The sequence below is a fragment of the uncultured Polaribacter sp. genome (genome assembly GCF_947501385.1).
GTDB lineage: Bacteria > Bacteroidota > Bacteroidia > Flavobacteriales > Flavobacteriaceae > Polaribacter.
On sequence record NZ_CANMVP010000034.1, the window covers coordinates 1 to 20,723 of the forward strand.

Consider the following 20,723-nt stretch of genomic DNA (forward strand, 5'->3'; position numbering starts at 1 on the left):
GGAATCCAGACACCACAGATCCAAATCCATTAACACCAACAACAGCACCGGATGTATTAATAGTATCTGAAGGTACAACAGGAACAATTAACGTGTTAAGCAATGACGATTATGATCCAGGTGCAACTATTTCATTAGTAAATGCAAGTACAGGAACAGCTCAAGGAATAATAACTTTTGATGGAACTACTGGAGAAATGAGTTATATACCTGCATTAGGCGAAGCAGGAACTATAGTAACGGTAGATTATATTGTTTGTAATACAACAGTAAACCCATCAGTTTGTAGAACAGAATCGGTAACCATTACGGTTCAAGCAGATAACGATGGCGATGGTATTCCAGATGTAACCGATTTAGATGATGATAACGATGGTATTCCAGATTTAGTAGAACAAGATGGAGACCCAAATAGAGACACAGATGGTGATGGAGTTCCAGATCATTTAGATTTAGATGCAGACGGTGACGGAATAAACGACGTTGCTGAAGCTGGAAATGGAGATTTAGATACAGATGGTGATGGAATCATAGACGGTTCTGATACTGGTTCTGGAACTAACGGATTGTTTGATGGATTAGAAGACCCAGCAGATAGTGGTACCCTAAATTATATACCAATTGATACAGATGGTGATGGTACACCAGACTTCCAAGATACTGATGATGACGGAGATGGTGTTGATACCGAAGATGAAGATATTGATAATGATAGTGATCCAACCGATGATGATACAGATGGCGATGGTATACCAGATTATTTAGACACAGATGATGACGGTGACGGAGTTGATACTTCAGATGAAGACACAGATAATGATGGTGACCCAACAAATGACGATACGGATGGCGATGGTGTTCCTGACTATTTAGACACAGATGACGACGGTGATGGCATAAATACCATTGATGAAGACGTAAATAATGATGGTGACCCAACCAATGATGATTCAGATAATGATGGCATTCCAGATTATTTAGATGATGGGAATACAGATACAGATGGCGATGGTATTTTCGATGATGTAGATTTAGATTCAGACAATGATGGTATTCCAGATGATATCGAGAACGGAGGAGATGATACCCTAGATACCGATGGTGACGGCATTCCAGATCACTTAGATTTAGATTCAGATGGCGATGGTATAAATGATGTTGTTGAATCTGGAAGCGGAGCATTAGATGCAGATAACGACGGAGTTATAGATGGTTCAGATATAGGTTCGGGTGCAAACGGTTTATTTGATGGCGTAGAAGATGCACCAGATAGCGGTAACTTAAATTATACACCTATCGATACAGATGGAGATGACATTCCAGATTTCCAAGACACAGATGATGATGGCGATGGCATTGATACCAAAGATGAAGATGTTAATAATGATGGCGATCCAACAAATGACGATTCAGATGGAGATGGCATTCCAAATTACTTAGATGAAGATGACGATGGCGATGGAGTTGACACCAAAGATGAAGACATTAATAATGATGAAGATTCAACAAATGATGATACAGATAGTGATGGCATTCCAAATTATCTAGATTCCGATGACGATGGCGATGGCATTGATACCAAAGATGAAGACATTAATAATGATGAAGATTCAACAAATGACGATTCAGATGGAGATGGCATTCCAAATTATCTAGATTCAGATGATGATGGCGATGGAGTTGACACCAAAGATGAAGATATTAATAACGATGGCGATCCAACAAATGATGATACAGATGGCGATGGCATTCCAAACTATTTAGATGAAGATGACGATGGCGACGGCATCAATACAGAAGATGAAGATAATAATGGTGATAATGACATCACTAATGATGATGATGACTTTGATGGTGTTCCAGATTATTTAGATGATGATGACACAGATGGCGATGGTATTCCAGATAGTGAAGATTTAGATGATGACAATGATGGTATTCCAGATTTTATTGAAAACGGAGGAGACAATACCTTAGATACAGATGGTGACGGTATTCCAGATCATTTAGACTTAGATTCTGATGGAGACGGAATCACAGATCTTGAAGAATCAGGTTCAGGAGCGCCAGACGCAGATGGAGATGGTATTATAGATGGTTCTCAATTCGGTTCAGGTCGTAACGGTTTATATGATGATATAGAAACATTTGATGATAGTGGCCTCTTAAATTACGATATCAGAGACACAGACAAAGATGGGATACGAGATTTCCAAGATATAGATGATGATGGAGATGGTATCAACTCAGAAGACGAAGACATGAACCTAGATGGTGATGTTAAAAATGATGATGAAGATGGAGATGGCATTCCTAACTATTTAGATAATGATGATGATGGAGATGGCATTGCAACAATAGATGAGTTTATGTTAGACTGTGATACAGATGGTATTCCAGACCATTTAGACATTACTACTTGTGATTTAATTCCAGACGGATTCTCACCAAACGGAGATGGAACAAATGATACTTTCGTGATACCTGCATTATCTAAATATCCAAACTTTAAATTAGAGATCTTTAACAGATGGGGTAATCAAGTATATGATTATAGTAATAATGCTAGAACAAGTCCTTTATGGTGGGATGGTTATTCAACAGGAAGATTAACGTTAAATGATAGCAAACCAGTACCAGTAGGAACTTACTATTACATTATTTACTTTAATGATGGATCAAGAAAACCAATCACAGGTTGGGTTTATTTAAACAGATAAAAAAGATAAAGGCAATAAAAATGAAAAGAATTATAGCAATAATTGCAGTTGTATTATTTACTGTTTCTGCAAAAGCGCAACAAGACCCCCAATATACTCAATACATGTATAATATGAATATCATAAACCCAGCTTATGCTGGGTCTTATGATGTTTTGAGTTTAAATTTTTTGGGAAGATCTCAATGGGTAGGTATCGATGGCGCGCCAAGAACATTCACTATGGGAATAAATGCTCCTGTAGGTAAAAATGTTGGTCTAGGATTGTCTATTATTGTAGATGAAATAGGACCAGTGCAAGAACAAAATGTATACGGAGATTTTTCATATACTTTAAAAGTTGGTAAAGATGCAAATCTAGCATTGGGTTTAAAAGCCGGTTTTACGTTTTTTAATATTTGTTTGCCCTGTTTAAATACAGTGAATGATAATGATCAGGCTTTTATAAATCAAAATGCAAATAAAATCATGCCCAATATTGGTGCAGGGGCATTTTATTATACAGATAAGTTTTACGCAGGTTTATCAATTCCTAATTTGTTACAAACGTTTCATTTTGAGAAAGAAGGAGGTCAAATTTCAAGCGCTTCAGAAAGAAAACACTTTTTCTTTACCTCTGGTTACGTGTTCGATTTATCAGAAGATGTAAAATTAAAACCATCTGCTATGGTTAAGGCAGCAGAAGGGGCTCCTTTATCCATTGATTTTTCTGGAAATGTTTTACTCTATGATAAATTAGAGTTTGGTTTATCTTATAGGTTAGATGAATCTGTTTCAGCATTAATAAATGTAAGAGCCTCTAGAAGTTTAAGAGTAGGGTATGCTTATGATCACACGCTAACAAACTTAGGAAATTTCAATTCTGGTTCTCACGAAGTTTTTGTGTTGTTTAATTTCGATTTTGAAAGAAATAAAATCAAATCTCCAAGATTCTTCTAGTTTTAAAAATACAATTATGAAAAAAATAATACCATTTACCCTCCTACTTTTATTTAGTGCGCTCACCATAGTTGGGCAAACGAAAGAAACTAAAAAGGCAGATACTTTTTTTGAAAATTTATCATACACATTAGCAGCAGAAAAGTATAAAGAATTGGCAGAAGAAAATGCAACAGCGCACGTATTAAAAAGATTGGGAGATAGTTATTATTTTAATGTAAATATGCAAGAAGCATCAGAAGCTTATAGACAGCTTTTTACCAATTTCCCGACTCAGAAAGCAGAATATGTTTTTAGATTTGCACAATCTTTAAGAGGTATTGGAAATTTTAAAGAATCTGATAAATGGATGAAGAAGTTTCGTAAACTAAAGAAAAATGATAGTAGAGCGATTCATTTCACAGATTCAGAAACTTCATTAAATGAGCTTAGAAATGGTAAACCAAATTACTCTGTAACCAACTTAAGAAGCATAAATACAATAAACTCAGATTTTGGTGTAACAGATTATGGAAACACAATTCTATTTTCTTCACCAAGTCAAAGAAATGTTTTTGTAAAAAGAAGTCATACAAGAAACAATAAAAACTTCTTAGATATCTATAAGGTTATTAAAGAAAAAATAACCACCAATGAAAATGATAATTCTGATGTAAGACCCATGTTTGCAAACGAAATTAATTCTAAATACCATGAGTCTTCCATTACCTTCTCTCCAGATAGAAAAACCATGTATTTTACTAGAAATAATTATAATAAAGGGGTCTACAAAAATGATGAAAAAGGCTATAATAATTTAAAAATATACAAAGCTGTTTGGCTAGATACTAAATGGGACAATGTAGAAGAACTTCCTTTTAATAGTAGCGAGTATTCTACAGGTCATCCTTCTGTGAGTAAAGATGGTAAAAAATTATACTTTGCTTCAGATATGCCTGGAAGTGTTGGAGAAACAGATCTTTATTTCGTAGACATCAATCAAGATGGTTCCTTTGGTGAGATTCAAAATTTAGGACTAGAAATAAATACAGAAGGAAGAGAAATGTTTCCATATATTTCAGAAGATGACATCCTTTATTTTTCTTCAGATGGTCATTTTGGTATTGGAGCATTAGATGTTTTTTCAAGTACTAAAGTAGACGGAGCTTTTACAACGCCCATAAACTTAAAAGCACCTGTAAATTCTAAGTTAGACGATTTTGCATTTTCAATAAACCCAATTACGAAAGAAGGGTATGTATCTTCTAACAGAGAAGGTGGTATTGGTGATGATGATATCTATGCTGTTATAGCATTACAAAAGCCAGAAATTATAAAACCACGCTGTTTTCAAATGGTTACTGGTGTTGTTAGAGATAAAACATTTAAAAATCCTTTAGCAGATTCAAAACTAGTTTTAAAAGATCATAAAGGCATCATTATAAAAGATACGTTAGTGGGTGCCTTCGGTAAATTCTCATTTAAATTACCGTGTAACTTAAAATACTCCTTAACAGCATCTAAAGAATATTACAAATCAGATACAGATATATTTACTACAACAGATACACAAACCATTGTTTTAGACTTAGACATTTCTTTAAAAATTGAGAATGATTTTTCTTACAATGAAAGAGGAGAATTAATCGTTAGAATAAAACCAATCTACTTTGATTATAATAAAGCGACCATAAGACAAGATGCTGCGATAGAGTTAGAAACTATTGTAAGTGTCATGAACAAATACCCAAAACTTATTGTTAGATCTAGTTCTCATACAGATGCACGAGGAAGAGATACCTATAACGAAGCATTGTCAGATAGAAGAGCAAAATCTACTGTAGCGTACATTATCTCTAAAGGAATTAACGCAAATAGAATTTCTGGAAAAGGTTTTGGAGAAACCCAATTAACAAATGATTGTGTAGATAATAATACACACTCTAATCGCGTAAAATGTACAGATTTACAACATCAAACTAACAGAAGAACAGAGTTTGTAATTATAAAAATGTAACAAACAATTACTTAAAATATAAGAAGAACCCTTTAAAGGCTCTTTTTTTGCGCCTATAACCCGCTGTTTTCAATAAATTGATTAATTTCGCAATCTTATCCGAAAAGAGATATAATGAAAGCGAAATTTCCTGAATACAAAGGACTTGACTTACCAAAAGTAGCAGAAGAAATTCTAGAGTATTGGCAAGAAAATAACATTTTTGAAAAAAGTGTTTCCACAAGAGAAGGTGCAGAGCCTTATGTGTTTTTTGAAGGACCTCCTTCAGCAAATGGTTTACCAGGTGTTCACCATGTTTTGGCACGCGCAATAAAAGATATTTTTCCGAGGTATAAAACCATGAAGGGCTATCAAGTGAAGCGAAAAGCGGGTTGGGATACGCATGGCTTACCTATTGAATTAGGTGTAGAAAAAGAATTAGGAATTACCAAAGAAGACATTGGTAAAAAGATTTCTGTTGAAGATTACAATGCAGCTTGTAGAAAAGCAGTGATGCGTTACACAGGTATTTGGAACGATTTGACCCAAAAAATGGGTTATTGGGTAGATATGGAAGATCCATACATTACTTACGAACCAAAATACATGGAATCTGTTTGGTGGCTATTAAAACAGATTTACAATAAAAAATTAATTTACAAAGGCTATACAATTCAGCCATATTCGCCAAAAGCAGGAACGGGTTTAAGTTCGCACGAATTAAATCAACCAGGAACCTATCAAGATGTTACGGATACAACTGTTGTTGCACAATTCCTATCCCCAGCCCTTTCCAAAGGAAAGGGAGCTGAAAACGATATTTTTAAAGCGTTCAATTTAGAGCATGATTCAGAAGTACTTCCATTCGGGAAGGATTTAGAATGGGATTTCTTTTTTCTGGCTTGGACAACCACTCCGTGGACGTTGCCAAGTAATACAGCGTTAACCGTTGGGCCAAAAATTGAATATGTTTTGGTGGATACGTTTAATCAATATACGTTTGAACCCACCAAAGTGGTGTTGGCTAAAAAATTAGTTGATAAACAATTTGATAAAAAGTTTGTTCAAGTTGATGATAATTCAGCTTTTGAAAATTATAAAAAAGAGGATAAGAAAATTCCATATAGAATCATTGGCGAATGTTTAGGTAAAGATTTAGTTGGTATTAAATACGAGCAAATTTTAGATTATGTGTTGCCAAATGACAATCCAGAAAATGCTTTTAGAATCATTGCTGGAGATTTTGTCACTACAGAAGATGGTACAGGAATTGTACATACCGCACCCACTTTTGGAGCAGATGATGCATTGGTTGCAAAACAAGCCGTTCCAGAAATTCCGCCATTATTAGTAAAAGATGAGAACGATCATTTAGTTCCGTTGGTAGATTTACAAGGAAAGTTTAGACCAGAAGTGACTGAATTTGCTGGTAAATACGTAAAAAACGAATATTATCCTGATGGTGAAGCACCAGAGAAATCTGTAGATGTTGAAATTGCCATCAAACTTAAAACAGAAAACAAGGCTTTTAAAGTAGAGAAATACAAGCACAGTTATCCGAATTGTTGGCGAACAGACAAGCCTATTTTATATTATCCGTTAGATTCTTGGTTTATCAAGGTAACGGATGTGAAAGATAGAATGTATGAATTGAACAAAACCATCAACTGGAAACCAGCATCTACAGGAACTGGCCGTTTTGGAAATTGGTTGGCAAATGCAAACGACTGGAATTTGTCACGTTCTCGTTACTGGGGAATTCCTTTACCAATCTGGAGAACAGAAGATGGCAAAGAAGAAATCTGTATTGGTTCTGTATCAGAACTCAAGACCGAAATGCAAAAATCAATAGCGATGGGATTCATCCCATCGGACATTTTTGAAGATTTCGAAGTTGGTAATATGTCTGATGAGAATTACGCAAAAATAGATTTACACAAGAATATTGTTGATGAAATTATTCTAGTTTCCGCATCTGGACAACCCATGAAACGCGAAAACGATTTAATTGATGTTTGGTTCGATTCTGGTGCTATGCCGTATGCACAATGGCATTATCCGTTTGAAAATAAACAAAAAATTGATGGGAATGAATCTTTTCCAGCAGATTTTATCGCAGAAGGTGTAGATCAAACAAGAGGTTGGTTTTATACTTTACATGCAATTGCCACCATGGTTTTTGATTCGGTTGCGTATAAAAACGTAGTTTCTAACGGTTTGGTGTTAGACAAAAACGGACATAAAATGTCGAAACGTTTAGGAAACGCGACAGACCCATTTACTACATTAGCAACCTATGGTGCAGATGCAACACGTTGGTATATGATTGCAAATGCAAATCCTTGGGACAATTTAAAATTCGATTTAGAAGGAATTGAAGAGGTAAAACGTAAGTTTTTCGGAACTTTATACAACACGTATTCATTCTTTTCTTTATATACAAATATTGATGGTTTTTCGTATAGTGAAGAAGACATTGCCTTAGAAAAAAGACCAGAAATAGACCGATGGATTTTGTCTGAATTACATACCTTAATCAATAAAGTCGATACATTTTATGCAGCCTACGAACCCACAAGAGCTGCAAGATCAATTTCAGATTTTACGCAAGATTATTTGAGTAACTGGTATGTTCGTTTAAGTAGAAGACGTTTTTGGAAAGGAACTTACGAAACTGATAAGATTTCTGCGTATCAAACCTTGTATACCTGTATGGTTACGATTGCAAAATTAGGAGCACCAATTGCACCATTTTTTATGGATAAATTGTACCAAGATTTAAATGCTGTAACCCATAAAGAAACTTCAGAAAGTATTCATTTATCTGATTTCCCAAAATTTGATGAAAGTTTTGTAGACAAACCTTTAGAGCTTAAAATGGAAAATGCGCAAATCATTTCCTCTTTAGTATTGTCATTAAGAGCAAAAGAGAAGATAAAAGTGCGTCAGCCGTTACAAAAAATCATGATTCCTGTTGATAATGATCAGCAAAAAGAAGCCATTTTAGCCGTTGCAGATTTAATAAAACACGAAGTAAATATTAAAGAAGTGCAGATTTTAGAAGATGCTTCAGACATTCTTATCAAACAAATTAAGCCTAATTTTAAAGCTTTGGGTCCAAAATTTGGAAAAGAGATGCGTTTCGTAGCTGCTGAAATTCAGCAATTTACACAAGAAGATATTCATAAAATAGAGAAAGACAAAAATATTTCTATAAAAATTAATGGAAATTCTATAACTTTGGGGCTTGAAGATGTGGAAATTTCATCGAAAGATATTGAAGGTTGGTTGGTAGCCAATGAAGGTGGTTTAACCGTTGCTTTAGATGTAACAATAACAGAAGATTTACACAAAGAAGGCGTTGCCAGAGAATTGGTGAACAGAATTCAGAATGCACGTAAAGACACAGGTTTAGAAGTAACAGATCAAATTAAATTAACGGTTTTAAACTTCGAAAACTTACAACCTTCTATTGAAAGAAATAAAGAATATATCATGAGTGAAACATTAACAAAAGAATTGGTTTTTGTAGATGATTTAAAAAATGGTATAGAAATTGAGTTCGATACCATTAAAAGTAGCATATTAATCGAAAAAATGTAGCATTATGCCAGACATTAAATTAAAATACTCTGATGAAGATTTACAAGAGTTTAAAGAAATTATAGAGAAAAAAATTAAAAGAGCAGAAGAAGACTTAGCTTTGTTACAAAGTGCTTATAAAAACGATGCCAATAATGGTACAGATGATACGTCGCCATCATTTAAATCTTTTGACGAAGGTTCTGAAGTAATGAGCAAAGAAGCAAACGTACAGTTAGCCATAAGACAAGAAAAATTTATACGCGATTTAAAGAATGCTTTGTTGCGTATAGAAAATAAAACCTATGGTATCTGTAGAGTTACTAGAAAATTAATACAAAAAGAGCGTTTAAGAATAGTGCCTCATGCAACGTTAAGCATCGAAGCAAAACGCAAACAATAATATTTATTTTAAAAGCTTTCTCTTAAATTTTTAAGTAGAAAGCTTTTATTTATTCTTTTTTAAAACCTAAATTCTTTAGGTAAAACACTACGTATAGATTTTTATGCTGATGAAAAAAATATTTATTGTTTTTCTATTCTTATCACTTTCATCAACAATCTATTCTCAAAAAACAGCGACTAAAAAGTTTCAAAGCGCATTTAAAGAAGTAAGTATTTCTACAATGGGTTTAGATAATTTTATTTTAGAAAATTCAGGTACTGAGTTTATTGAAATCATCTTACGTGCAGAAAACCCCAACAAACAGCACATTGTAGTAAAAGAAGTTAATGGTGAAACCGTCATAAAATTTAACATTCCTACATTTAAAAGGGAAGAAAAAATCTTTCGAAAATACATTACAAAAAGACTAAAAAGAGCTGCTGCAATTCTTAAAATTCCAAAAAACACAAACGTTTCTATTTTTGGTGAAGAGATTCATATCTCTTCAAAAAGTTATCATGGCAATTTGAGAATTTTTATAGAAAATGGTATTGTGAAGTTAGATACTATTCAACAAAATTTAGAATTAAAACTCTATACAGGTAATGTATTTGCAACGCTTAAAAAAACGCATGTAGATGTAATTTCTAATAGTGGGAAAATTAAAATTGATGGAATGCTCTACCACAAAAAATATCAAAAAACAGCTATTTCGACACCTAGAGAAGTATCAATTATTACTAAAAAAGGGAATATTTTCTTAACACACAGATAAACACAATAATATTGTTATTTTTGTGAGCACAAATTCAAAAAAAATGTCAAAAAAGAAGCTGGCAATTCTTACCATATGCATCGCAATTATTTTAGATCAAGTTATAAAAATCTATGTAAAAACACACTTTGTTTTAGGTGAAGAATTCGTGGTTTTCGAGTGGTTTAGAATTCACTTTACAGAGAATAATGGGATGGCCATGGGTTTTGAGTTTGGTGGAAAAGCAGGAAAACTTTTTTTAACTTTATTTAGAATTGTGGCAGTAGGTGCAATTATTTATTGGTTAGCGGGTACAATCAAACGAAAAGTGCACAATGCAGTTGTAATTGCCATTTCTTTGATATTTTCTGGCGCAGTAGGTAATATTATAGATTCTGTTTTTTACGGAATTATTTTTGATGATTCGAATCATAAAGTAGCCACACTTTTTGCAGACAAACCTTACGGAGAATTGTTTTATGGAAAGGTTGTAGACATGTTCTATTTTCCCTTATGGCAAGGTGTTTTACCAGACTGGATTCCTTTTGTGGGAGGAGAATTTTTTACTTTTTTTCAATATATTTTTAACCCTGCAGATGCTTTTATAAGTATTGGTGTTGCCTTGTTGTTTTTTTTTAGCAAGCAAGCATTTCCTAAAGAAGAGAAACAGCTAAAAGCATAATCTTTAGTATCTTTAAAGAAAGTTTTATAAAATGCGCTTTCTAAAATACATTGCTATATTTTTATTGGGTTTTTTAATTGCAAAGTTTTGGTATGCCCCAAAAATTGAAAATCACAAACAAGAAGAAATTCAGGTGGTGGTAAACTCTATTAAAAATCTTCGAAAATTAGTAGTCTCTAGTGGTACGTTCTCTGAAGTATACAATTATTCTGATTCTAAAAAATACTTTTACAACTATTTATCTTTCGATAAAAAAGCTATTGTTACTGTAAATGCAACGGTTGAGGTTGGGTATGACTTATCTCAATTAGAAATACAAATAGACAGTTTAGAGAAGAAAATTTACATTAACAAAATACCAAAAGAGGAAATTACCATTGCGCCCGATATAAAGTATTTCGACTTGCAACAAAGTTCGTTCAATACTTTCTCGAAAACGGAATTGAATAAGATCAACGAAAAAAGTATCGAAAAAATAAAAGAAACTATTGAAATTACCGATTTAAAAAAGAAGGCAAAAGTACGTTTTTTTAAAGAAATTTCTAAAATTTATCAGCTTTCTGCCATTTACAATTGGCAAGTTGTAGACAATACAAAATCAGATTTTTTAGAAGCGTTTAAAGAGTAGTTTTTATCTAAAAATAAATCAATCGAAGTCTGGTGAAACTTCAATCAATCTTTTTTGAATTCCATAAATAACCAAACCAGCAACATTTTTAGAGGCTGTTTTTAATAACAAACTATTTCTATGGCCTTCTACTGTTCTTGGACTTATAAATAATCTACCTGCAATTTCTGAGGTTGTTAATTGTTCACATAAAAGCTCTAAAACATCTTTTTCTCTTCTAGAAAGGTGATTGTTGTTTAATTGTGCTTTTATCTTTTTTCCACTGGAAGAGTGTGCGTTTTCATTGATAATATCCATTACATGATCATCATAATAATAGCCATATTTAAACACTTGGTTTATGGTTTTTACAACCACTTTTGGTGAGGTGTTTTTTAACAAATAAGAAGACGCTCCAAAATCAATCATACTCGTTATAAAAGATTTGTTATTATAACTGGTAAGTGCAATAATTTTTATGTCTTTATGCTTTCTATGAATCATTTTTGTAGCTTCAATACCATCTAACACAGGCATTTTTAAATCCATTAAAATAACATCTGGTAATTGATCTGTACTGTCAATAAAATCTAGTAATTTTTGACCATTATTTGCTTCAAAAACAACATTAAAATTTTCTTGTTTTTCAAGAATAAAACGGATGCCTTCTCTAAAAAGCTGTTCGTCATCTATAATTGCTATGTGTATTTGGTGATTCATTTTCGAGGGAAATTAAAATATTAAAACCTTTATTAATAGCACTTTTTAAATGCATTTTTCCTTGCAGAATTGCTACTCTGTTTTCTATATTGGTTAGCCCTAACCCTTTTTTAGACAACGTTTCTTCTACATTAAAACCAATACCATTGTCAGAATACTCAAAAATAAAACTTTGTTTTCTTTCCTCAAAATTTAAATCTATTTTTGTGGCTTTGCCATGTCTAATAGAGTTGTTAATTAATTCTTGTAAGATTCTAAATAAGTGCAACTCTCGCTGGCTAGATAAGCTCTCTTTTACATAATGTACCGTATAAGAAATAGTTACTTTTTTGCTACTATTAAAATCGTCACACAATTCTTCAATAGCTGGTTTTAAGCCTAATTTACTCAATACAGGTGGTAATAAATTGTGTGCAATTTTTCTAGCGCTTTGCAAACTCTTGTGTGTAATTTCTAATATTTTTTTATTGATGAATAGGGTTTCTGTAGCATCTAAACTGCCATCAATTAATAGGTTTGCATTTAAGTTGATTACATTTAGTTTAGAGCTAATGTCATCATGCAAGTCTTGTGCAATTCTTGTACGTTCGTTTTCTTGGGTAACAATAATTGCTTGTATGCTCTCTTTTTGATGGTTGATAACCAACGTCTTTTTCTCTAATTCTTTTGCAATTATTTTTTTTCGAGAAACAAAAAAGAAGCCCAATAAAGCTGCTGCCATTAATAGTAAAACTAAAACGGCTGTAATGATAATTACAATAATTTGGTTTTCTTCGGAAAAAAGACTTTCCATTTTAGAGGATTCAGTTTATAGAAACCAAAGATACTATATTTATGACTTTAATTTTTTTAGTCTAAAGTTTTTATACCATTCTAAAGAGATTAGTAGCTGATAAACAATGTAAAGAGATGCATTAAAAAGCCAAATAATTAATTTGATATCAGATTTTAAATTTCCTGCAATAAAAATTAATGTGCTGCATAAAATATAAAGAAATAAACCCGAATTCAGGTAAATAAATTTCTTATTTGAACTATCTAATCTTCTGATTAAAAAAATAAAACTATAAACAATTAAAGGGATAGAAGTAATTAAAACCTCAAAAATATTATGTTTAAAAAAGGTTTCTGGTAAAAATGAATAGTAAATACCTAAGGAAACAAGTACCAAAACTAAGTATATTTTTATAATATTCGAAAGCAATATATTTTTAAATTCTCTCAAGAAAAAAAAACTTAGAAATATAATTTGACCGATAAAATAGAAATGGGTAAAATAAAGATTTGGTATTTTACGACTATTAAGATAAGACATACTAAGTTGTATAACTAAAACATATAATAGGTAAAATGCTATAATTTTAAAAGCTACCGTTTTTTTACGATAGCTTTTAAAAAAAAGAAATATATTAATAACTAAAATAATATTACCTAAATTGGCAATAAAATTGATAATTTCTTTCAACTCCATTTTAGCCGTTTAATGGACTAGAATCATCACATAAATCTGGACAGGGTTGAGTTGCGTCAAAAATTCTACCACTATCGTCATCTAAGGTTTCACCATCTTTAGAAGAAATCATATCTTTTCCTTGTGCATTTACGCCAACAATAATTAGTTTTTCTGTAAAAACTGTTTCACCTTCAATAATTTGTTTTTCAACACCAATATAGCCACGTACGCTTGCAACACCTGGTTCTTTTGTTACCTCTTGTAAATCGATTAAAGGAATATTAAATGCTCTACAATGTTGATGATCATTATAAGAATCTTCCATTTTACGCCATCTCTTAGTCCATCTTTTAGCTTTCTTTAAAGTAATTGTGTTTTTTTCTGCCATAATTAATTAAGTTTGGTAAATAAATAAGTTTGTTTAGGTGATAAATTTAACTAAAAATATAAGAAACATGGTAAGATTAAAAAGTTTTTAGAATTTTACTTTTTTCATTTCTATTTTTCTAAGAAGATCTTATTTCTGCATGTTTAAAAATGCGTAATTTTGTGGCATGCCTGCATCCTTAGAACTTCAAATACAAACCTTACCAAATACACCCGGAGTATATCAATTTTTTGATAAAAACGAGGTTATTATTTATGTTGGTAAAGCGAAGAATTTAAAGAAAAGAGTTGCTTCTTACTTTACAAAAAATCACGATAGTGGCAAAACAAGGGTTTTAGTAAAAAACATTGTACAAATAAAGCACATTGTAGTAAATACAGAAACAGATGCTTTACTATTAGAAAACAACCTGATTAAAAAATACAAACCCAGATATAATGTTTTATTAAAAGACGATAAAACCTACCCTTGGTTGTGTATCAAAAAAGAACGTTTTCCGAGAGTTTTTTTAACGCGAAGGGTTATCAAAGATGGCTCAGAATATTTTGGGCCCTATACATCTGTTAAAACGGTAAGAATTTTATTAGATCTTATCAAAGAATTGTATGCTTTACGAACCTGTAAGTACGATTTAAGCGCACAGAAAATTAATGAAGGAAAATACAAAGTCTGTTTAGAATATCATTTAGGAAACTGCAAAGGACCCTGCGAAGCTTTAGAAACCGAGACTCATTATGACAATTCTATCAAAGAAATTAGAAATATCATCAAAGGAAATTTTAAAGAAAGTTTAGATCATTTTAAACAATTGATGTTCGATTATTCTGAAAAGATGGAGTTTGAAAAAGCGCAGAAAATAAAAGAAAAACTAGACAGGTTAAACAATTATCAAGCAAAAAGCACCATTGTAAATCCGTCTATAAATAATGTTGATGTATTTTCTATCATTTCTGATGAAACACATGGATATGCAAATTTTTTAAAAATTTCTAACGGTGCTATCATTCAATCTCATACTACAGAAATTAAGAAAAAATTAGACGAGTCAGACAAAGAATTGTTAGAATTGTTTATTGTTGAAATAAGACAGCGTTTCAACTCACAATCTCCAGAAATTTATGTTCCATTTAAAGTGAATTTAGGTGAAATTGTAAAAGTAACCATCCCAAAATTAGGCGATAAAAAAAGAATTGTAGAGCTCTCTGAAAGGAACGCCAAATATTACCGACAAGAACAATTCAAACAAATTAAAATTGTTGATCCAGACAGACACGTAAAAAGAATTATGGCGCAAATGAAAAAAGATTTGCGTTTAAGTGTAGAACCGCGTCATATCGAATGTTTCGATAATTCGAACATTCAAGGGACGCATCCTGTGGCAGCGTGCGTAGTTTTTAAAGATGGGAAGCCGAGTAAAAAAGATTATAGACATTACAATATAAAAACCGTTGTTGGGGCAGATGATTTTGGTTCTATGGAAGAAGTGGTTTACAGAAGGTACAAGCGTTTGTTGGCAGAAGATGAACCCTTGCCACAACTTATTATTGTAGATGGTGGAAAAGGACAATTATCGTCTGCCTTAAAAAGTTTAGAGATCTTGGGTTTACGTGGTAAAATTGCCATTATTGGAATTGCAAAAAGATTAGAAGAAATTTATTACCCAGACGATCCCATACCGTTGTATTTAGACAAAAAGTCTGAAACGTTAAAAATAACGCAGTATTTAAGAAATGAAGCACACAGATTTGGGATTACGTTTCATAGAAATAAAAGGAGCAAAAGTGCCATAAAATCTGAGTTAGAAGAAATTCCTGACATTGGTACGCAGACAATTACAACATTATTGCGTAAATTTAAATCTGCAAAACGGGTTAAAGAAGCTTCATTAGAAGAATTAAAAGAAGTAATAGGCAACTCTAGAGCTCTAAAAGTGCATAATTTTTACCATAAAAAATAACAATGAAATTAAAATTAAACCTTTTATTCTTACTTTTTTCTATCGTCATTTTAGCACAAGACAAACAACCAAAAGTTGGGCTTGTTTTAAGTGGTGGTGGCGCAAAAGGATTTGCACATATAGCCATATTAAAAGAAATTGACAAAGCTGGTATTCAGCTAGATTATATTGGCGGTACCAGTATGGGCGCTATTATTGGTGGTTTTTATGCTGCTGGTTATTCTGCAAACCAAATTGAAGAAATTGTAATCAATACAGATTTTCTAACGCTTATTAGAGATAAATTACCAAGAAGTTCAGAAACATTTTTTGAGAAAGAATTTGGTGAAAAAACAGTGCTTACGCTACCTGTAGAAAAAGGGAAAGTAGGTTTGCCTAAAGGAATTTCTAAAGGACAAAATGTACTAAATTTATTATTGGAGCTATTTGATGCTGTAGATGGCAATCAGGATTTTTCTAAACTTCCCGTTCCTTTTTTCTGTATTGCAACAGATGTAGAAAACGGTTCGCCAGTAATCTTAGAAAAAGGCTCGCTACCCTTGGCTTTAAGAGCAAGTGGTTCTTTTCCATCATTATTAAATCCTGTAGAAGTAGGAGACAAACTTTTAGTAGATGGTGGTATTTCGAATAATTTTCCTGTAAGTGTTATGAAGGCCAAAGGAATTGATATTGTAATTGGTGTAGATGTAGAAGGCGAATTGTTTGAAAAGGAAAAAATAAACTCTGTAGTTGCTTTATTAAATCAAATTATGAGCTATCAAATGTATAGCAAATCAGATGAAGAAATTAAACAATTAGACGTTTATATTCACCCAGAAATATATGAGTATACGGTGGTAGATTTTGATAAAAAAGTTGAAATTTTAGAAAAAGGTACTATTGAAGCAAAAAAGTTTACAAAAGTTTTTGAAGAAATTGCAGCAAAACAACTTGTAAAAAGAAAAAGAAAAGTCATAAAATATACAAATAAGAAATTATTAATATCAGATATTTCAATACACGGAGCAAAAAACTACACTAGAGCCTATATATTAGGAAAATTGAATATTAGAGAAGGCGATAGTTTGTCAAGAAAAGACATTACAAAAAAAATACACCTACTTTCTGCCACTAGAAATTACAATAGAATAGAATATAACTTTATAAAAAAAACAGACGGTAGTTACTTATTAGATTTTATAGTAAAAGAATCCAATGAAAATGCGAATCTAAATTTAGGTGTTCATTATGATTTACTCTATAAATCTGGAGTTTTAGCAACTTTTAATAAAAAACATCTACTAAAAAAGAACGATTTATTTTCTTTTGATATGATTTTAGGAGATAATTTAAGATACAATTTAAATTATTTTGTAGATAATGGTTTTTATATCAGTTACGGTTTCAAGTCTAGATACAATCATTTTAGAAGCAATTCTAAGTTCAATCAAGTTTCTGATTTACCAAACGTAAGTAGCATCAACTTAAGTTATTCAGACCTTACAAATCAAGCTTTTTTTCAAACCACATTTAATAGAAAATTTGCTGTTGGTCTTGGTGTAGAACACAAATGGTTAAAAGCTTCTACAGAAACATTAGCGTCTGATGCCAATGAGGCAACAATTATCGATAGAAGCAATTATTTTAGTGCCTTTGGTTATATAAAATTAGATACCTACGATAAAAAATATTTTGTGACCAAAGGTTTTTTTGCCGATTTAAATTTTAATTGGTATTTGGCATCATCAGATTATAATAAAAATTTCGAACCCTTTTCTCAAGGAAAAGGTACTTTAGGTTTCGCCACTACTTTTGCTGAAAGACTAACGTTTCAAAACACCAACGAAGCAGGTTTTACCATTGGGAATCCAACTTCTAATATATTCGACTTTTATTTAGGAGATTATAATCAAAATTATATAAATACGTTTGTTTCTTTATATGGTTATGAGTTTGCAGAATTGTCTAATAATTCTTTTGTAAAAACACAATTCGATTTAAGATATAGAATAGGTGACAAAAACTATGTTTCATTTATTGCAAATTATGCAAGAATAGAAGACAATGTTTTTAAAAATGTAAAATTATTTGACAACGTAAAATCTGGGTATGCGATTGGTTATAGTTATGACTCTCTTATTGGACCTATAGAATTAAAATATAGCTGGACTCCAGATTTAAATGAAGCCCATTGGTTGTTTAACTTAGGGTTCTGGTTTTAAAATAAACCCATAAAAAAACCATGAAACCTTAAAAGTTTCATGGTTTTTTTATAACTTTATAGTGTTTATTGCTCTTGTTTTCTACTTAAATGAAATTCCTCATACGTCTGTAATAAATTCATTAATGCAGTAATTAAATCTTTAGTTTCTAACAAAATACTGAAATACAATGTCGTGTTTTTAGGACTTGTTTCATCCGTTCTAATTCTAGCGACTTGTTTTTCTATAGAGGAAGAAACACTTCTAAGCAATTCATTCTTTTCTATTAAGAGTGCATTTAAATCATCTAAATCTCTATTTTCGAAAATAGTAGCCTCTTTCACTAACAATGTAGATAGCTGAATGTCTATTATTTTTAGATCTTTAATTTGCCCTTTCTTTAAATTTTTATGGTTATTATTTACATGTTTGTAACTTGCTCTAGAAATATAACTAATTGATTGTGCTACATCTTGTAAGTATCCTAAAACCATGATGTAAAATCTACTTGCCTGTACAGAGGTTTCATCTAAAGATTTAATAAAGTAGAAAACACCATCTTTTAAACTGTCTATTTCGTTGTTTAATTTGGCAACGTGTTTCTCTGTTTTACGTAATTTATTTAAATCTTGGTTGGCTAAATCATTTACAACATTGGTATATAATTTGTTTACACGACTAATAACTCCAGAGATATGGTCGGCACTTTCTTCAATCACCCCATTAATGGTAATTAATTCTGTTCTTTCCATAAATTCTTGTTTTTTAACTTCTTTGGTTTTCTTTCTGTGGATTAATGTATTTCTTCCAATTAATAGCGCAACAACCGCTAGTAAAACAGGAATCATAACCATGTTCCAGCTAATTAAGTAAGCAACCACTGCTGCTGCAAAAAAGGCTGTGATGGCAGTTAAAAACCAACCACCAATAACATTAATTACACCTGCAACTCTATAAACAGCACTTTCACGACCCCAAGCTCTATCCGCTAAAGAGGTTCCCATAGCAACCATAAATGTTACATAGGTTGTAGACAAAGGCAATTTCATAGAAGTAGCAATTGATATTAGAATACCAGCAACAATTAAGTTTACAGAAGCTCTTACCAAATCAAAAGCAGGCATTTCATAGGTTTTATCTTTTGGCAATGCAATTACAGGTTTTTGAAATTTAGAATCTATAAAAGCTAAAGTTGATTTTGGAACTAGATAGCTTAAACCTACATTAATACCCATAGCAGCTCTTACTACAATTCTAGAAAGCGGATTTGGTTGAAATTTTTCATGCCCTTCTCCTTGTCTAGACAAATCAATTCCTGTTTTTATTACATTTTGAGCCTTGCTTGAAGTCCATAAAGTTACTACCATAATACCACCAGCTAGTAACAATAACCAAACATTAGAAGGTACTTTTTTAGCTAAAATGCCCATTGAAAAAGAATCTGCAGCGACACCAGAAACTTCCCAAGCTTGGTAAGAATTCCACGCGGCAATTGGCACACCTACAAAGTTTACCAAATCGTTTCCAGAGAAAGCCATTGCTAAAGAAAAAGTACCCACACCAATAATTAATTTTAATATATTAATTTTAAATGCTTTTATTAAAATTTGTGATATGAATGACCAAACAACAAAACTTCCAGCAATAATGGCAAAGGTATTTCCTTCAATTAAAAACTTTACATCTTTATAAAAAGGAGTTCCCTTCATTCCTTTTATGATGATGAAATAGGTTATTGCGGTAATGGCAAAACCACCAAATAAAGCATTTATATACGTGGCTCTTTTTTCAAAATTAAAGGAATAAATAAGCCTAGAAACAAACTGTACAATGGCTCCTACAGAAAATGCGACCACTACAGAAAGTAAGATTCCGTTGATGATTTCAAGTGCTTTTTTGTGGTTGATATAACTCCAAATATCTGAAATTGATTGTGTATCATTTGCAGAAATTTTTATCAAAGAAATACAAACTGCGGCTCCTAATAATTCAAAAACAATAGATACTGTAGTTGAGGTTGGCATTCCTAATGAATTAAAGATATCTAACAGAAGAATATCTGTAATCATTACCGCCATAAAAATGTACATAATATCTTGAAACATAAACATATTAGGATTAAAAATCCCTTTACGCGCAACTTCCATCATTCCACTAGAGGTAATGGCTCCAAAGAAGACACCTAAACTAGCAATAATCATGATGTTTCTTACAGAAATAGCTTTTGAGCCAATGGCTGAATTTAGAAAGTTAACAGCGTCATTACTAACTCCTACAACCAAGTCTACCACAGCTAAAACAGCCAAAGCAACAAGCATTAAAATATATGGATCTCCCATTTTTCTTTAAAATTTAGTTTTGCAAATTTACAAACACAAAAAA

At 31.9% G+C, this 20,723-nt stretch carries 15 protein-coding genes; 10 read left to right on the top strand and 5 right to left on the bottom strand.

Annotated elements, in window-relative coordinates; genetic code table 11:
• From Q0998_RS17275 to Q0998_RS17310, 8 genes are all read left to right on the top strand, one after another.
• Positions 1 to 2,720: gliding motility-associated C-terminal domain-containing protein (locus Q0998_RS17275; RefSeq protein WP_299672126.1), on the top strand; the 2,720-nt coding region annotated here is incomplete at its 5' end.
• Positions 2,721 to 2,740: 20 nt separating this feature from the next.
• Positions 2,741 to 3,658, top strand: coding sequence for a type IX secretion system membrane protein PorP/SprF (locus tag Q0998_RS17280; RefSeq protein WP_299672128.1), 918 nt, complete (start codon positions 2,741 to 2,743; stop codon positions 3,656 to 3,658).
• Positions 3,659 to 3,674: 16 nt separating this feature from the next.
• Positions 3,675 to 5,654, top strand: a complete 1,980-nt coding sequence (locus Q0998_RS17285) for an OmpA family protein (RefSeq protein ID WP_299672129.1) — start codon at positions 3,675 to 3,677, stop codon at positions 5,652 to 5,654.
• Positions 5,655 to 5,768: 114 nt separating this feature from the next.
• Positions 5,769 to 9,236, top strand: a complete 3,468-nt coding sequence (ileS, locus tag Q0998_RS17290; RefSeq protein ID WP_299672130.1) for an isoleucine--tRNA ligase — start codon at positions 5,769 to 5,771, stop codon at positions 9,234 to 9,236.
• A gap of 4 nt (positions 9,237 to 9,240) precedes the next feature.
• Positions 9,241 to 9,618, top strand: a complete 378-nt coding sequence (locus Q0998_RS17295; RefSeq protein WP_299672131.1) for a TraR/DksA C4-type zinc finger protein — start codon at positions 9,241 to 9,243, stop codon at positions 9,616 to 9,618.
• 109 nt (positions 9,619 to 9,727) lie between these two features.
• Entirely contained in the window at positions 9,728 to 10,375 is a 648-nt protein-coding gene (locus Q0998_RS17300; RefSeq protein ID WP_299672133.1) for a hypothetical protein, read from the top strand.
• 43 nt (positions 10,376 to 10,418) lie between these two features.
• Positions 10,419 to 11,036: a lipoprotein signal peptidase gene (locus Q0998_RS17305; protein WP_299672135.1), complete on the top strand. Its 618-nt coding sequence runs from the start codon at positions 10,419 to 10,421 to the stop codon at positions 11,034 to 11,036.
• A gap of 31 nt (positions 11,037 to 11,067) precedes the next feature.
• Positions 11,068 to 11,664: a DUF4230 domain-containing protein gene (locus Q0998_RS17310; RefSeq protein ID WP_299672137.1), complete on the top strand. Its 597-nt coding sequence runs from the start codon at positions 11,068 to 11,070 to the stop codon at positions 11,662 to 11,664.
• Positions 11,665 to 11,682: 18 nt separating this feature from the next.
• On the opposite strand, the gene Q0998_RS17315 is transcribed toward Q0998_RS17310, so the two are convergent.
• The 4 genes from Q0998_RS17315 to Q0998_RS17330 are packed head-to-tail and all read right to left on the bottom strand — an operon-like array spanning position 11,683 to position 14,204.
• On the bottom strand, positions 11,683 to 12,363 hold the full coding sequence (locus tag Q0998_RS17315) for a response regulator transcription factor (protein WP_299672139.1): 681 nt from the start codon (positions 12,361 to 12,363) through the stop codon (positions 11,683 to 11,685).
• Complete coding sequence (locus Q0998_RS17320) at positions 12,329 to 13,156, bottom strand: ATP-binding protein (RefSeq protein ID WP_299672141.1); 828 nt, start codon at positions 13,154 to 13,156, stop codon at positions 12,329 to 12,331. Before Q0998_RS17320 ends, Q0998_RS17315 begins: the two co-directional genes overlap by 35 nt.
• A gap of 39 nt (positions 13,157 to 13,195) precedes the next feature.
• The gene (locus tag Q0998_RS17325) at positions 13,196 to 13,834 is read right to left on the bottom strand and encodes a hypothetical protein (protein WP_299672143.1); all 639 of its coding nucleotides are present in this window, start codon (positions 13,832 to 13,834) and stop codon (positions 13,196 to 13,198) included.
• Position 13,835: 1 nt separating this feature from the next.
• Positions 13,836 to 14,204: a hypothetical protein gene (locus tag Q0998_RS17330; protein WP_299672145.1), complete on the bottom strand. Its 369-nt coding sequence runs from the start codon at positions 14,202 to 14,204 to the stop codon at positions 13,836 to 13,838.
• 166 nt (positions 14,205 to 14,370) lie between these two features.
• Between Q0998_RS17330 and uvrC the strand changes: the two genes are divergently transcribed.
• Entirely contained in the window at positions 14,371 to 16,161 is a 1,791-nt protein-coding gene (gene uvrC, locus Q0998_RS17335; RefSeq protein ID WP_299672146.1) for an excinuclease ABC subunit UvrC, read from the top strand.
• Between the two features lie 2 nt (positions 16,162 to 16,163).
• The gene (locus Q0998_RS17340) at positions 16,164 to 18,362 is read left to right on the top strand and encodes a patatin-like phospholipase family protein (protein WP_299672147.1); all 2,199 of its coding nucleotides are present in this window, start codon (positions 16,164 to 16,166) and stop codon (positions 18,360 to 18,362) included.
• A 65-nt stretch (positions 18,363 to 18,427) separates the two neighbouring features.
• Here the strand turns inward: Q0998_RS17340 and Q0998_RS17345 are convergent, their stop codons facing one another.
• Positions 18,428 to 20,680, bottom strand: coding sequence for an inorganic phosphate transporter (locus Q0998_RS17345; protein WP_299672149.1), 2,253 nt, complete (start codon positions 20,678 to 20,680; stop codon positions 18,428 to 18,430).
• Between the last annotated feature and the right edge of the window lie 43 nt (positions 20,681 to 20,723).

What these genes read in the sequence shown, in the direction of transcription:
- Q0998_RS17320 (WP_299672141.1), bottom strand. Translation starts at nt 13,156, where the DNA reads ATGGAAAGTCTTTTTTCCGAAGAAAACCAAATTATTGTAATTATCATT.
- Q0998_RS17330 (WP_299672145.1), bottom strand. Translation starts at nt 14,204, where the DNA reads ATGGCAGAAAAAAACACAATTACTTTAAAGAAAGCTAAAAGATGGACT.
- Q0998_RS17325 (WP_299672143.1), bottom strand. Translation starts at nt 13,834, where the DNA reads ATGGAGTTGAAAGAAATTATCAATTTTATTGCCAATTTAGGTAATATT.
- Q0998_RS17340 (WP_299672147.1), top strand. Translation starts at nt 16,164, where the DNA reads ATGAAATTAAAATTAAACCTTTTATTCTTACTTTTTTCTATCGTCATT.
- Q0998_RS17300 (WP_299672133.1), top strand. Translation starts at nt 9,728, where the DNA reads ATGAAAAAAATATTTATTGTTTTTCTATTCTTATCACTTTCATCAACA.
- Q0998_RS17315 (WP_299672139.1), bottom strand. Translation starts at nt 12,363, where the DNA reads ATGAATCACCAAATACACATAGCAATTATAGATGACGAACAGCTTTTT.
- Q0998_RS17345 (WP_299672149.1), bottom strand. Translation starts at nt 20,680, where the DNA reads ATGGGAGATCCATATATTTTAATGCTTGTTGCTTTGGCTGTTTTAGCT.
- Q0998_RS17285 (WP_299672129.1), top strand. Translation starts at nt 3,675, where the DNA reads ATGAAAAAAATAATACCATTTACCCTCCTACTTTTATTTAGTGCGCTC.
- Q0998_RS17305 (WP_299672135.1), top strand. Translation starts at nt 10,419, where the DNA reads ATGTCAAAAAAGAAGCTGGCAATTCTTACCATATGCATCGCAATTATT.
- uvrC (WP_299672146.1), top strand. Translation starts at nt 14,371, where the DNA reads ATGCCTGCATCCTTAGAACTTCAAATACAAACCTTACCAAATACACCC.
- Q0998_RS17310 (WP_299672137.1), top strand. Translation starts at nt 11,068, where the DNA reads ATGCGCTTTCTAAAATACATTGCTATATTTTTATTGGGTTTTTTAATT.
- ileS (WP_299672130.1), top strand. Translation starts at nt 5,769, where the DNA reads ATGAAAGCGAAATTTCCTGAATACAAAGGACTTGACTTACCAAAAGTA.
- Q0998_RS17280 (WP_299672128.1), top strand. Translation starts at nt 2,741, where the DNA reads ATGAAAAGAATTATAGCAATAATTGCAGTTGTATTATTTACTGTTTCT.
- Q0998_RS17295 (WP_299672131.1), top strand. Translation starts at nt 9,241, where the DNA reads ATGCCAGACATTAAATTAAAATACTCTGATGAAGATTTACAAGAGTTT.